The following is a 13,417-nucleotide window of genomic DNA, read 5'->3' on the forward strand; positions in this document are numbered from 1 at the left end:
GATTAGCCCTCCAATTCAAAGCGGTAATCTTCAATTACCGTATTCGCAAGCAGCTTTTCACACATGGCTGTCAGGCGCGCTTCCGCTTCGGAACGGTCTGTCGTGTCCAGTTCAAACTCCAGATATTTGCCGACGCGAACCTTACCGACTTCTTCAAAGCCCATCGTGTGCAATGCTCCTTGTACAGCGCTTCCTTGAGGGTCCAATACATTTTGTTTTATCGTGACATATACGGTTGCTTTCATCGCTTGTTACTCCTCCTAGAAATGAGAGATGACTGATTTCATTTATAATGGTCTTTCATTCGTGCTTGAAGAAAAGCCTTAACAGCAGCATATATAATGAAACTTGAGGGCAGACCGGCTTCGCGGGCTGCCTTCTTGACCCGGAAACTAGTTCCCGGTCAGCCGCTTATAAATATCCAGATAGCGGCGCGAGGTTTCGGCAACAACCTGCTCAGGCAGCGGAGCCGGAGGACCGCTCTGGTCCCAGTCCGACTGCAGCAGATAAGTGCGCACAGGCTCCTTGTCCATGCTGTCGATCTCGGTGTCCAGCTCGTACTTGTCCTTCGCCCAGAAGCGCGAGGAATCCGGGGTGAAAATTTCGTCGATCACGATAACCTCGCCGTCAATGAGACCGAATTCGAATTTGCAATCTGCCAGGATGATGCCCTGCTTCTCGCAGTGAGCGTGAGCGAACTCGTACAATCGGATACTTCGGTCACGCAGGTCCTCAGCCAGCTCGGCGCCGATCATCTCTTGCATGCGGGAGAACGGAATGTCCTCGTCATGGCCGACATCATTCTTCGCCGCCGGAGTGAAGATCGGATTCGGAAAGCGTTCATTCTTGCGCAGTCCGGCAGGCAGCTCGATCCCGTTGATCGCGGAGGTTTTTACATATTGTCTCCAGCCGCCTCCCGTGATATAGCCGCGAACTACACATTCGATATCAATCCGCTCCGCCTTGCGCGTCACCATAATTCTGTCCCGCAGCAGGTCAGGGCGTGTAATCAGATCGCCAAGCTTGTCCACATCGGTATGCACCACATGATTGCTCATGATGTCCGCAGTCTGCTCGAACCAGTAAGCGCTCAGACGGTTGAGGACATTGCCCTTGTTTGGAACCGCAGGCTCGAGTACATAGTCAAAGGCGGAGATGCGGTCCGTTACGACAATCAGAAAATGCTCTCCCAGATCATAAAGCTCGCGCACTTTCCCTTTGTACAGCAGGGGAGCCTTGACAAAGGGCTGTGCGGTAGCGATGGCTTCGCTGTTCATTGCGCTTGTTGCCATTAGGATGCCGCTCCTCTCTCTTAGTTCAAGCCAAGACGTTCAAAGATCGTGTTCACATGTTTCAGGTGCCAAGCCGGGTTAAAGCAATCTGCGATTTCTTCGGCAGACAGCACTTCGGTAATTTCCGGAGTCGACTCGACAATATCACGGAACTGGAGCTGCCCTTCCCATGCCTGCATCGCACGCGGCTGCACCGTATCATACGCCTGCTCACGGCTGAAGCCCTTGTCGATCAGCTTCGTCATGACGCGGCCGGAGAACGGCACACCGTATGTCGCTTGCATGTTGCGCTTCATATTTTCAGGGAACACCGTCAGGTTCTTGATGATGTTGCCCAGACGGTTCAGCATGTAGTTCAGCAGCATTGTTGCATCCGGCAAAATAACACGCTCAACCGAGGAGTGGCTGATGTCGCGCTCATGCCAGAGCGGCACGTTCTCATAAGCGGATACCATGTGCCCGCGGATCACGCGCGCCAGACCGGAGATGTTCTCGCTGCCGATCGGGTTGCGCTTATGCGGCATTGCGGACGAACCTTTTTGCCCTTTGGCGAATGCTTCCTCAACCTCGCGGAATTCACTCTTCTGAAGGGCGCGGATTTCAGTTGCAAACTTGTCCAAAGATGTTGCGATCAGCGCCAAAGTTGCCATGTACTCCGCATGACGGTCACGCTGCAGCGTTTGGGTCGAGATTGGAGCCGGCTTCGTGCCCAGCTTGCGGCATACGAATTCCTCAACGAACGGATCAATGTTCGCGTAAGTGCCCACGGCACCGGAGATTTTACCAAACTGCACGCCATCCGCAGCATGGTTGAAGCGCTCCAGATTCCGTTTCATTTCTTCATACCACAGTGCCATCTTCAGGCCAAATGTAGTCGGCTCGGCATGGACGCCATGCGTCCGTCCCATCATCGGCGTATCTTTGTAGGCTTTCGCCTTGTCGCGCAAAATTTCGATGAACTGCTCGATGTCGCGCAGCAAAATTTCATTTGCCTGGCGAAGCAGGTATCCGTTGGCTGTATCCACAACGTCTGTGGAGGTCAGGCCGTAGTGCACCCACTTGCGCTCCGGACCTACTGTCTCGGATACCGCACGCGTGAAGGCAATAACATCATGGCGTGTTTCCTGCTCGATTTCATAAATCCGGTCGATATCAAAGGTTGCTTTGCTGCGCAGCGCTTCTACATCTTCCTTCGGAATAACGCCAAGCTCCACCCATGCTTCACATGCGCACAGCTCCACTTCCAGCCATGCCTTGAATTTATTCTCTTCCGTCCAGATTGCTCTCATTTCCGGTCTGCTATAACGTTCCAACATATGTGTCTATGCCCTCCATATATTCGTTTCGTCGATCCACGCCAGCGCCTGCTCTACAGATTCGGCCAATACGTTGATATGCCCCATCTTGCGCTTTGCCTTTGCCTCGCTCTTGCCGTATAAATGCAGCTTCGGTGCAACACCGAGCCTTGCAGCCGCTGCATCCGCCTGTGTGAACCGTTCAATTACCGGCTCCACATGCTCGCCCAGCACATTCACCATAACGACTGGCGTCATAAGGGAAGTATCGCCGAGCGGGAGACTGCAGATTGCCCGTACATGCTGCTCGAACTGCGAGGTCCGGCAGGCTTCCATCGTATAATGTCCGCTGTTGTGCGGACGCGGCGCCAATTCATTCACGTACAATTCGCCGCTTGCTGTCAGGAACATCTCCACTGCAATCAGTCCGACTGCGCCCAGCCCTTCAGCGATCTTCACCGCAAGCTCTCTCGCCCGCTCCGCTGTCTCTGCCGAAATTCTCGCCGGGACAATGGACAGATGCAAAATGTTATCTACATGAATGTTTTCCGCTACCGGGAACGTCTTGATCTCACCCAGCGGACTGCGGGCGGCGATGACCGACAGCTCCTTATCGAAGCGGATAAACTGCTCAAGCACCAGCTGGGCGCCGGAACGGCTGAGCTCGGCATAGGCCGGGGCAATATCCGCCTCACTGCGGAGCACCCATTGCCCTTTGCCGTCATAACCGCCAGTCGCGGTCTTGAGCACACTCGGCAAGCCCAGCCGCTCTACCGCTTCCCGCAGCTCCTGCTCACTGCCGATCTCGGCATACGGGGCAACCTGCACGCCTGCCGCCTCAATCGCCCGCTTCTCGCGCAGCCGATGCTGCGTCGTGTACAGCAGCTGGCTGCCCTGCGGCACGTAGGATTCCTCCATCAGCATCGCAGCTACGCCGGAGTCGACATTCTCAAACTCATAGGTGATCACGTCCGCCTGCTTCGCCAGTTCCCTTGCCGCCCCGCGGTCGTCATAGGGCGCGACGATCTGGCTTGCTACCTGTCCGCATGGCGCATCCTGCACGGGCTCAAGGGCAACGAAGCGGTAGCCCATGTTGCTGCCGGACAGTGCCATCATCCGTCCAAGCTGGCCTCCGCCAAGAATGCCAATCGTTGCACCCGGCCGGATGATCTTCGGCTGAGCCTGATTCCCGCTCTGCGTCATAGAGTTTCACTGCTTTCCAGCACAGCCTGCTTCGTCTGCTCGCGGCGGGCAACAACACGCGCCTGCACCTCAGGATCGAATGCGCCGAGAATCTGCGCCGCCAGGAGCCCGGCGTTGGAGCCGCCCGCATTGCCGATCGCAACCGTTGCGACCGGAATGCCTGCCGGCATCTGTACAATCGAGAGCAGGGAATCCATGCCGTTCAGATTTGATGATTTGACGGGAACGCCAATAACCGGTAGAGCCGTCTTCGCAGCGACCATACCGGGCAAATGCGCGGCACCGCCTGCTCCCGCGATGATAACCTTCAATCCGCGCTCAGCAGCCGTTTCCGCATATTCAAACATCAAATCCGGCGTCCGATGCGCCGATACAACCTTCTTCTCATAGCTGATTCCCAATTCGTCCAGAACGTCACAGGCTAACTTCATCGTATCCCAATCTGACTTGCTGCCCATGATGACGCCGACTTTCGGAGACATGTCATAACCCACTTTCCATTTAAAGTATAGGATAAGCGCGAACTGCTGCTTCCCTCAAATCCCAGAGCAGCGAACGTTTCGCGGAATAAAAAATAAGAATGTTCGGCGATTAGCCATATCAAATCTTAGTTTTCACAATAAAAATCCTCATTAAAACAGAAAAACCCAGCCGCTGTGCTGTTATTGAACTGCACGACTGAGGGACAAAACAAGCAATGAGAAGGAACGTAGCAAAAAGAAAGCACAAGGCTGTCCCTTGTGTAGAGACAACCTGTTCCTTATACAATGCTCGTAGTCCGAAAATTTAAGGTTCTCGGGTAGAAACTTTCGGGCCATATCCCCAAATTTATACGAGTCATTTCAAATTTCGACAGCGGCCGGGAATGCTTTCTCCCAAAATAACCTCTTTTAGTTTAGCAATCCTTACAAGGCTTGTCAACGCCAAAACACGAACATTCCAATTATTTTAGAAGTGAAAGTTCGTGTTTAAAACAAACTCCCGTCCAGTGGACGGGAGCATATATGACATATTCATCTTTTTCCCAGTTATCAGGGTGCTAATGACGGCATAGGCGCTGGACGCTGGCAGCTGCTCTGCATCACATAATGGCGTCCTTCGGTCGAAGCATCGTGGAAGCCGTGCATCGCCTCCAGCACGTGATACGCCATTTCTCCATTGGCGCGATGCTGTCCGCCCTCACGGATGGCCCGGGCCATATCGGCAACACCGATACCGCGGTTATTGTCGGTATATCCATGAGTCAGCGGGATTTCCTCCCACTCATGGCTTCCCACCCGCCGCAGCTTCACCGTACCGCCGAAGCCGTTCGGATCCGGAACAAGCAGTGAACCGGCGCTGCCGTGAATCTCGATATTCGGCAGCGAGGTTCCGCCCATTGTATCAAAGCTAGTAATGAGCGTGCCCACTGCTCCGCTTTCGAAGTCCAGAACACCGGCCAGGTGAGTCGGCGTCTCCACCTTGATCTTCTGTCCGCGCTTTGGCTCGCTGGTAATCGTCCGCTCCGGATAGGAGATGACTGCTGAGCCGGTTACGCGGCGTATCGGGCCAAGCAGAGTTACAAATGCAGTCAAATAGTACGGTCCCATATCGAACATTGGACCACCGCCGATCTGATAATAGAAAGCAGGATCCGGATGCCAGCTCTCATGGCCTCCAGACAACATAAAGCCGCTTACGGATATTGGAGTGCCGATTGCACCATCATCAATGAGTTTGCGGCAGGTCTGAATGCCGCCGCCCAGGAACGTCTCCGGGGCACTTGCCAGGCGCAGCCCCTTGCTGCGGGCCGTCTCCAGCATTTTCAGCCCTTCCTCGCGGGTAACAGCCAGCGGCTTTTCTACGTAGACATGCTTGCCGGCCTCCAGCGCCTGGATGGATACTGCGGCATGAGCCTGGGGAATCGTCAGGTTAACGACGATCTCCACCTCAGGATCCGTGATCAGCTCTTCTACCGAGCAGCCCTTCGGCACGCCGAACTCGGCCGCCCGCGCTTCTGCGCGGCTGATGTCCAGATCCGCACAGGCGTACACTTCAACCTCATCGTATTTTTGCAGATTCTCAAAATAGATTCGGCTAATATTGCCGCATCCGATAATGCCTACCTTCATCTTTTCCATCGCTCGTCTTCCGTCCCTCTCCTGGGAAATATTTATGAACTGAACGTTTATCTGAAGTTGCTGCGGCCAGTTCACCCCATACCGCCTCTTTACACTTTTTTTACAACTGGTTATCCGCCATGCCTGTATAAGCCGCACCTGCCTCAAGTCCCTGGCGGGCTGCGTTCTCCTTGCCTTCCGCAGTCCACAGGAAGCCGCGGCGCATCATTTCCTTCACTTCCGGCATATCCACAATATTCGCGACATGGCCCAGTGAGTTGTAATAGACGCGGCCGATTCCCCAGCGCTTCGTCCAGGCGACCGGCATATCTACTGCCCCATTCGCTGCATGAGGGCCATCGGAGATCGGGAAGCGGGTCGTCGCCAGCACTTCAACGGCAGGATCGACATGGAGGTAATATTGCTCGGACTTCACCGTGAAGTCCTTCATTCCTTCCACCAGCGGGCTGGAGCTCTGCTTGATGTTAACAACGTATTCCGTACCATCATTGCCCGGGTGAGCGACCCAGTTGCCGCCAGTCATGAACTGCCAGTCAACATTTTCACGGAATGCATCGCACATTCCGCCGTGACAGCCAGCCAGTCCGACACCGCTCTGAACCGCCGCCGATACATTATCGACCAGTTGCTGCTCGATCCGGCCCATCGTCCATACCGGAATGATCAGGTCAAGCCCTTTCAGCTTCTCCGCATCCGCGAATGCCTCCAAGGTATCTGAAACTTCTACTTCAAATTGTTCCTGCTTCAGCACATCCGAAAAAATTCCGGCCACCTGCTGCGGCTCATGTCCGTCCCAGCCGCCCCATACGATCAATGCTTTTTTCACATTTAACGCCTCCCTTTCTATTTGTTATTCCATTTCCTCGATCGAAACCCAGCGGCGCTCCTCAATCGAACGATCAACCGCTTCAAGAATTTCCTGGCATTTCACGCCGTCGACGAAGTTCGGAACCGGCTGGCGGTCCTCCTCTATCGCTTTCATCATTTCATGCATTTCATGGGTGAAGGTATGTTCATAACCGATCGTATGACCAGTCGGCCACCAGGCGTCCATGTAGGCATGCGGCGCATCCGTAACCAGTACGCGGCGGAAGCCCTGTACATCCTCATGGTCCTCGGTGAAAAACACCTCCAGCTCATTCAGCCGCTCAAAATCAAACTTGATGCTTCCCTTGCTGCCGTTGATTTCAAAAGAATTCGTACAGCGGTGCCCGGCGGCAAAGCGGGTTGCTTCAAAGCTGCCCAGCGCGCCGTTCTCGAAGCGGGTCATGAACAGGGTTGCATCATCAACGGTCACATCGCCCAACGGTGCATCCTTGCTTCCCTTGGCAGTCAGCCCCGTCATCTCGGACGGCAGCGGACGCTGCTTCACGAACGTTTCGCTCATGCCGATGACTTCCTTGAACTCCCCGACCAGGTAGCGGGCCAAATCGATGCAATGCGCACCCAGATCACCATGCGAACCAGAACCGGCGATTTCCTTTTGCAGCCGCCATACAAGCGGGAATTGCTCATCGATGATCCAGTCCTGCAAAAACCAGGCGCGGTAATGATATACCTTGCCGATGCGTCCTTCGCTGACAAGCTTCTTCGCCAGTTGCACAGCCGGAGCGAACCGGTAGTTGAAGCCGACCATATGCTTGATGCCCGCCTTCTCGGCAGCCTCCAGCATTTCCTTGGAATCCTTCAGATCGAGCGCGAGCGGCTTCTCGCAGAAAATATGCTTGCCGTTTGCCGCCGCTGCCAGTGCAATCTCCTTATGCGCATCGCTTGGCGCATTAATGTCGACCAGATCAATGTCATCTCGGCTGACCAGGTCGCGCCAGTCTGTCACTGCGCTCTCCCATCCGAATTGTGCTCTGGCCTGCTCGACAGCCTGCGGATCACGCCCGCAAATGACCTTCGGCTCCGGCTTCAGCACATCCGGGAAAAACATCGGCAAAGCGCGGTATGCATTGCTGTGCGCCTTCCCCATAAATTTATAGCCAACCATGCCAATACGAACATTACTCATGAACCTGCACCTCTCCCGATTGAATGAATGTATTGTATGACCTATATCGAATCTAATTCATTATTGGCTTGCAATTCGCTGCGAAACTGACATTACAGCAGCAGGCTGCCTGTTTCCCATTCCTGCACATCTACAGCTGTCCGGATTCCAAATCCGGATAACGAAGCGATGACGCTCTGGGAACAAGCCGGACCGGAAGCTGAATGACAGGACGCACAGCATCCCCTGCCCCTTGCACAGACTGTCCTTCCGCTGAAGCCGACGAATCCGGCTGGGCGCCCGGTTCACTCAAGCTATCCAGCAGCCACTGTGCAGCCTGCTCTCCCATCTCGTAGAAGGGAACCGCTACGGAGGAAAGCTGCGGTTCTGTAAACCGGGCGCCATCCGCATCATCGTAACCGATCAGGGCTGCGTCCTTGCCCGGTTCAATACCGTGCTCCCGCAAACCCTGGAGCAGACCGATCGCCATCCGGTCATTCGCCGCCACAATGCCGTCTACGCGGCCAGCCCGGACTGCCTCCGCAAGCTGCTCCGCATACTGGTAGCCGCTCGTGCGGCTGTAGTTCCCGCGGTACAGCAGCTCATTATCCATTGCAATGCCATGCTTCTGCAGCGCCAGACTGTAGCCCTTCATCCGGTCACGGCTGTTGGAATAGGCATCCGGGCCGTTGAGGAAGGCAATGCGCCGGCAGCCCCTCCCGATCAGATGGGAAGCGGCAAGCTGTCCGCCTTTGACATGATCAGCCTCAATCGTCTTGAACGGCTCGTCATCGAAGCGCTGATTCACCAGACAGAACGGATAGCCGCCCTCATGAAGCTGTCTGAGCGCCCCCCGCTCCTCAGCCGTATCCTGCGAGCCCAGCATAATGCAGGCATCGACCTTCTGCGTCTGGAACAGGTTCGTATAGCTGCGCGCCTCGACCGGGGACAGCGGGATGATCAGCAGGTCATAGCCCATCCGCCTTGCCGTCTCGCCGATTCCGCTCAAAATCTCAGCGAAATAATAGGCAGAGAACAGCTTGACCTTTGGTACATAGGGCAAGATGACCCCCAGGTTCCCGCTTCTCCTGCGGGCAAGCTGCTGCGCCAGAACATTCGGCACGTAGTTGAGCTGCCGGGCCGCCTCCAGCACCTTCAGCTTCGTTTCCTCCCGAATCGGGCCAACACCGTTCAATACTCTTGATACTGTTGCTTCTGACACGCCGGCCAGCTTTGCGACTTCTTTTCTGCTGCCTATATTGCATTCCTCCACTTTCGTTTGCGCGGACAGACCTGGTGCTGTGCAAGCGAACATCCGCCTGCTGCAACACAGGCAATCCGCTTAAGCAAGTTATTCCGCTTTATTGACACAGGGCAAGGGCGGGAAATGAAATACAAACCCTGTGCCAATCAACAATGTACACGCGTACATTGTTACATGAAAGCCGTTTCATGTCAATGGGGAACTTGTGATGCTGTCTAATTTTCCATATAATTTCATTATAAGAACATGATCCAACCCGCAAACAAGGGAGTGAAGTCTTATGAACCACAACGTTCCTGCGTTAACCCCATACTATCCGTACCAGCAGCCTGTCCCGCAACGGCCGGACTTGAATGCACTCGAAGAGCCGCCCGGGCATCTGATCAAAAACCGGGTGCTTGCGTATATCATCTGGTACTTCCTCGGACTGTTCGGAGGCCATCGCTTTTATACAGGCAGACGCAAAAGCGGCTGGGCGCAACTCGCGCTCTCCCTGACGATTGCCGGCCTGCCGCTGACCCTGGTCTGGTGGGCGGTCGATGCCTTTTACCTTCACAAATGGGTGCACAGCTATAATAACGATATGCAGCAGCAATTCAAATCCCGGCTGTTTTACTATGAGCATCCTTCTGTATTTGTCCATTGACCGGAGGACCTCTGTAGTGTCCATGAATGGTGAAACTTATACTTTCTTATATTTTTAAAAAGGCCCGCCACACAGCCTTCTGAGTCCTCCGGAATATCACCGGGACGTCAGATGCTGTATGGCGGGCCTTGCTATAGTTAAGGCGCCATTTCTAAAAACTTGGTGGTCGGATTTTTCTCGATTGCGGTACGCATCGCATACTCATTCTCGAAGAGCGCCACATAATTATCCTTCTTGTCCTTCACCAGTACCGAGTTAATACGGAACTTGGACGGATCGATCTTGTCATCGACAAGCCAGCGCGCGAATTGGTAGGTCATCCGGTGAAGCTGAATGTCTACGCCGTATTCGCCTTTCATCCGGTATTCGAATACCTCGAACTGGAGCTGGCCGACAACGCCCAGAATGGTCTCGTCAAACCCGCTCGTCGAGTTGAACACCTGGATCGTGCCTTCCTCTGTAAGCTGGTCGATCCCCTTCTGGTACTGTTTATGCTTGAGCGCATTCTTGACGGTAACCTTCGCAAAAATTTCAGGCGAGAACGTCGGCAGCTCGTCAAAACTCAGCTCGCCCGCCTGGGATAACGTGTCGCCAATCCGGAAGATGCCCGGATCGAACAGGCCGATAATATCACCAGGGTATGCGGATTCAACGATATCACGGTCCTGCGCCAAAAACTGCTGCGGCTGGGACAGCTTGATATCCTTGCCCACCCGCACGTGCTTGACACTCATTCCGCGCTCGAAGCGGCCGGAGCAAATGCGCAGGAACGCAATGCGGTCACGGTGAGCCGGGTTCATGTTCGCCTGGATTTTGAATACATAACCGGAGAACTTCTCCTCTGTCGGCTCCACCAGACGCTCTGTGCTTTGACGCGGAGTCGGTGAAGGCGCCAGCTTGAGGAAATTCTCCAGGAAGGTCTGAACGCCAAAGTTATTGACCGCGCTGCCGAAGAAGATCGGCGTCAGCTCGCCGCGGCTGACCTTCTCATAATCGAACGGATCGCCCGCTACATCCAGCAGCTCCAGCTCGCCTGCCAATTGGTCATGCAGGAAGTCGCCCGCCATCTCACGGATAATCGGATCATTGTAGTCCTCAACCTTGCGCACTTCAATCTTGCTGTGGTCATTCCCCTGGAACAGCTCGACCTGATTGTTCATCCGGTCATACACGCCGCACAGGTCACGTCCCATTCCGATCGGCCAGTTCATCGGCACGGAGCGGATGCCCAGTACCTGCTCCAGCTCCTCCATCAGCTCGAACGGGCTGCGCCCTTCACGGTCGAGCTTGTTGATGAAGGTGAAGATCGGAATTCCGCGCTTGCGGCATACCTGGAACAGCTTGATCGTCTGCGCCTCGACCCCTTTGGCAACGTCGATCAGCATGACCGCGCTGTCCGCCGCTGTCAGTGTCCGGTAAGTATCTTCACTGAAGTCCTGGTGACCCGGGGTATCCAAAATATTTATCCGATGGCCCAGATAATCGAATTGCATAACGCTTGATGTAACCGAGATTCCACGCTGTTTCTCGATTTCCATCCAGTCGGATGTCGCGTGCTTGCTTGCCTTTCTCGCTTTGACCGTACCGGCCATCCGAATCGCGCCCCCGAACAGCAGCAGCTTTTCCGTCAGCGTTGTTTTCCCCGCATCCGGGTGAGAAATAATGGCGAAGGTCCTTCTCCGCTCTACTTCCTGTTTAATTTCATCCTTTATATTCGTGCTCATTCCAGCCGTCCTCTCGTCTTGAGATTCAGTAAATTGATGATGACCGAATCATGCAAAATTACGCTGCAAGGCTGGAGACTCTTCAACGATCGAAGAACCCCCAGCCCTTGTTATGCGTTATATTAACGGGGCAACAGCTCCGTTATTTGCCTGTATTGCTAATCCAAATGACATTGTCTTCTTCCTGGCCGTTCACAGGCCACCAGCGGAAGCCGTCCTGCTTGAGCAGATCGCCCGCTTCTGTCGGCCCCCATGATCCTGCCGGATACGGACGAATATCAGATGTATCGTCACGCCATGCAGCAGCGATCTGATCAACGAACGCCCATGCCTGGGATACTTCATCCCAGCGCGTGAAGTACGTGGAGTCGCCGCGGGCCGCGTCATAAATCAGGCGCTCATATGCCTCTGGCGTATTGATGCCGATCTGGCAGCTTTGGCAGAATTCCATGGCAACCGGCTGAATTTGTGTATCCGACCCCGGCTGCTTGGCATTAATCTTGATGTAGATGCCCTCCATCGGGTTAACGCGGATAACAAGCAGGTTCGGCGCCAAATTGTGACGGCTCGCGAACAATACATTTTCGGGCATGTTCTTGAACTCGATCACAACCTCGGTTGTTTTAACCGGGAGACGCTTGCCTGTCCGGATGTAGAACGGCACACCCGCCCAGCGGAAATTATCCACTGCAACCTTTGCGGCAAAATAGGTCTCGGTTACCGAATCGCCCGCAACCGATTCCTCCTGGCGGTAGCCCGGAAGCGGCTTGCCTTTGTGCACGCCTTCGGAGTATTGGCCGCGCACGACATTGTTGCGGACGTCCTCAAAGGTCTCGTACTGGCGAAGGGAACGAAGCACCTTTACCTTCTCATCGCGGATGTCCTCTCCATGCAGACGGCTAGGCGGCTCCATGGCAATCATCGTCAGCATTTGCAGCATATGATTTTGTCCCATATCGCGCAGGGCGCCGGACTTGTCGTAATAACCGCCGCGGTCTTCTACGCCTACCGTCTCGGAAAGCGTAATTTGCACGTTGGCAATATGCTTGTTATTCCAGAGCGGCTCGAAAAATGCGTTCGCAAACCGGATCACTTCGATATTCTGAACCATTTCCTTGCCGAGGTAATGATCTATACGGAAAATTTCCTCTTCCTTAAATACCTGATTGATCTGTTCGTTCAGCTTCTGGGCAGACGGAAGATCGTACCCGAACGGCTTCTCGATGACAACGCGGTGCCAGCCCTTGCTCTCCAGCAGGCCGCCATCGCGCAGGTTGAAGGAAACCGGTCCGAACAGCTCAGGAGCGAGCGCCAGATAGAACAGGCGGTTGCCCGGAATGCCGAAGCGCTCATCCAGTTTTTCTGACAGACGGGTAAGCTCGCGAAAACCTTCCACATCGTTAATATCCAAAGACATATAGACAAAATGCTGGGCAAAGCGGTTCCACAGCTCCGCATCATCCGCCTTGTACCGGCAAAATTCGTTGATGGATTCATAAACCTCAGCCTGGAATTGCTCATCTGTACGGCTTCTGCGCGCCAGTCCGACCACTGCAAAATCCTCGGCGAGCTTGCCTTCTTTATATAAGCTGAACAACGCAGGGAACAACTTGCGCTTGGCAAGGTCACCTGTCGCCCCGAATAGGTAATAAACAGCGCCTGAAGCTGCCAGAGCTTCTGATTTATGTTGATCTGTCATCGTACTAGATTCTCTCCTATGTCATTTTATAGGTTGCATCATCAATTTTCAGGTTACATGATATGTAGTGTAGCATATATGCCCCTGAATCGCTATGAATTGGTCTATAAAAAAATCTAATGAAGGCATCAATTATTTTTAATCACTTGCCTGTAATTTATCCATTCCTTGGCTGGTTTTT

At 54.2% G+C, this 13,417-nt stretch carries 12 protein-coding genes and 1 riboswitch; of the genes, 1 reads left to right on the top strand and 11 read right to left on the bottom strand.

The window, feature by feature from the left end:
• Positions 1-2 precede the first annotated feature (2 nt).
• The 9 genes from purS to H583_RS0101220 all read right to left on the bottom strand — a co-directional run bounded on the left by purS (position 3) and on the right by H583_RS0101220 (position 9,218).
• Positions 3-245, bottom strand: a complete 243-nt coding sequence (gene purS / locus H583_RS0101180) for a phosphoribosylformylglycinamidine synthase subunit PurS (RefSeq protein ID WP_028558871.1) — start codon at positions 243-245, stop codon at positions 3-5.
• Between the two features lie 147 nt (positions 246-392).
• Positions 393-1,292, bottom strand: coding sequence for a phosphoribosylaminoimidazolesuccinocarboxamide synthase (locus H583_RS0101185; protein WP_425414492.1), 900 nt, complete (start codon positions 1,290-1,292; stop codon positions 393-395).
• Between the two features lie 20 nt (positions 1,293-1,312).
• Positions 1,313-2,608 carry an adenylosuccinate lyase gene (gene purB, locus H583_RS0101190; protein ID WP_028558873.1) on the bottom strand — a complete coding sequence of 432 codons (1,296 nt, stop codon included), beginning with the start codon at positions 2,606-2,608 and terminating at the stop codon, positions 1,313-1,315.
• Between the two features lie 6 nt (positions 2,609-2,614).
• Positions 2,615-3,790, bottom strand: coding sequence for a 5-(carboxyamino)imidazole ribonucleotide synthase (gene purK / locus H583_RS0101195; protein WP_028558874.1), 1,176 nt, complete (start codon positions 3,788-3,790; stop codon positions 2,615-2,617).
• Entirely contained in the window at positions 3,787-4,272 is a 486-nt protein-coding gene (purE, locus tag H583_RS0101200) for a 5-(carboxyamino)imidazole ribonucleotide mutase (protein ID WP_028558875.1), read from the bottom strand. Before purE ends, purK begins: the two co-directional genes overlap by 4 nt.
• A gap of 272 nt (positions 4,273-4,544) precedes the next feature.
• Positions 4,545-4,646: riboswitch (purine riboswitch) on the bottom strand.
• A gap of 175 nt (positions 4,647-4,821) precedes the next feature.
• Positions 4,822-5,910 carry a Gfo/Idh/MocA family protein gene (locus H583_RS0101205; RefSeq protein ID WP_028558876.1) on the bottom strand — a complete coding sequence of 363 codons (1,089 nt, stop codon included), beginning with the start codon at positions 5,908-5,910 and terminating at the stop codon, positions 4,822-4,824.
• A 100-nt stretch (positions 5,911-6,010) separates the two neighbouring features.
• Positions 6,011-6,736, bottom strand: coding sequence for a ThuA domain-containing protein (locus H583_RS0101210; RefSeq protein WP_028558877.1), 726 nt, complete (start codon positions 6,734-6,736; stop codon positions 6,011-6,013).
• Between the two features lie 24 nt (positions 6,737-6,760).
• Positions 6,761-7,924 carry a Gfo/Idh/MocA family protein gene (locus tag H583_RS0101215; RefSeq protein ID WP_028558878.1) on the bottom strand — a complete coding sequence of 388 codons (1,164 nt, stop codon included), beginning with the start codon at positions 7,922-7,924 and terminating at the stop codon, positions 6,761-6,763.
• Between the two features lie 130 nt (positions 7,925-8,054).
• Complete coding sequence (locus tag H583_RS0101220; protein WP_051235826.1) at positions 8,055-9,218, bottom strand: LacI family DNA-binding transcriptional regulator; 1,164 nt, start codon at positions 9,216-9,218, stop codon at positions 8,055-8,057.
• A 229-nt stretch (positions 9,219-9,447) separates the two neighbouring features.
• Here H583_RS0101220 and H583_RS31525 point away from each other — a divergent pair, with 229 nt between their 5' ends.
• Positions 9,448-9,813 (top strand): TM2 domain-containing protein, encoded by a 366-nt coding sequence (locus H583_RS31525; protein ID WP_051235828.1) that lies wholly within the window; start codon positions 9,448-9,450, stop codon positions 9,811-9,813.
• Between the two features lie 137 nt (positions 9,814-9,950).
• On the opposite strand, the gene H583_RS0101230 is transcribed toward H583_RS31525, so the two are convergent.
• Both H583_RS0101230 and zwf read right to left on the bottom strand, forming a co-directional pair.
• Positions 9,951-11,537 carry a peptide chain release factor 3 gene (locus tag H583_RS0101230; RefSeq protein WP_028558880.1) on the bottom strand — a complete coding sequence of 529 codons (1,587 nt, stop codon included), beginning with the start codon at positions 11,535-11,537 and terminating at the stop codon, positions 9,951-9,953.
• 142 nt (positions 11,538-11,679) lie between these two features.
• Positions 11,680-13,236 carry a glucose-6-phosphate dehydrogenase gene (gene zwf, locus H583_RS0101235; protein WP_028558881.1) on the bottom strand — a complete coding sequence of 519 codons (1,557 nt, stop codon included), beginning with the start codon at positions 13,234-13,236 and terminating at the stop codon, positions 11,680-11,682.
• Positions 13,237-13,417: the final 181 nt, after the last annotated feature.

It is taken from the genome of Paenibacillus pinihumi DSM 23905 = JCM 16419, assembly GCF_000422505.1.
Lineage (GTDB): Bacteria > Bacillota > Bacilli > Paenibacillales > Paenibacillaceae > Paenibacillus_D > Paenibacillus_D pinihumi.

What these genes read in the sequence shown, in the direction of transcription:
- purS (WP_028558871.1), bottom strand. Translation starts at nt 245, where the DNA reads ATGAAAGCAACCGTATATGTCACGATAAAACAAAATGTATTGGACCCT.
- H583_RS0101185 (WP_425414492.1), bottom strand. Translation starts at nt 1,292, where the DNA reads ATGGCAACAAGCGCAATGAACAGCGAAGCCATCGCTACCGCACAGCCC.
- purB (WP_028558873.1), bottom strand. Translation starts at nt 2,608, where the DNA reads ATGTTGGAACGTTATAGCAGACCGGAAATGAGAGCAATCTGGACGGAA.
- purK (WP_028558874.1), bottom strand. Translation starts at nt 3,790, where the DNA reads ATGACGCAGAGCGGGAATCAGGCTCAGCCGAAGATCATCCGGCCGGGT.
- purE (WP_028558875.1), bottom strand. Translation starts at nt 4,272, where the DNA reads ATGTCTCCGAAAGTCGGCGTCATCATGGGCAGCAAGTCAGATTGGGAT.
- H583_RS0101205 (WP_028558876.1), bottom strand. Translation starts at nt 5,910, where the DNA reads ATGGAAAAGATGAAGGTAGGCATTATCGGATGCGGCAATATTAGCCGA.
- H583_RS0101215 (WP_028558878.1), bottom strand. Translation starts at nt 7,924, where the DNA reads ATGAGTAATGTTCGTATTGGCATGGTTGGCTATAAATTTATGGGGAAG.
- H583_RS0101220 (WP_051235826.1), bottom strand. Translation starts at nt 9,218, where the DNA reads ATGTTCGCTTGCACAGCACCAGGTCTGTCCGCGCAAACGAAAGTGGAG.
- H583_RS31525 (WP_051235828.1), top strand. Translation starts at nt 9,448, where the DNA reads ATGAACCACAACGTTCCTGCGTTAACCCCATACTATCCGTACCAGCAG.
- H583_RS0101230 (WP_028558880.1), bottom strand. Translation starts at nt 11,537, where the DNA reads ATGAGCACGAATATAAAGGATGAAATTAAACAGGAAGTAGAGCGGAGA.
- zwf (WP_028558881.1), bottom strand. Translation starts at nt 13,236, where the DNA reads ATGACAGATCAACATAAATCAGAAGCTCTGGCAGCTTCAGGCGCTGTT.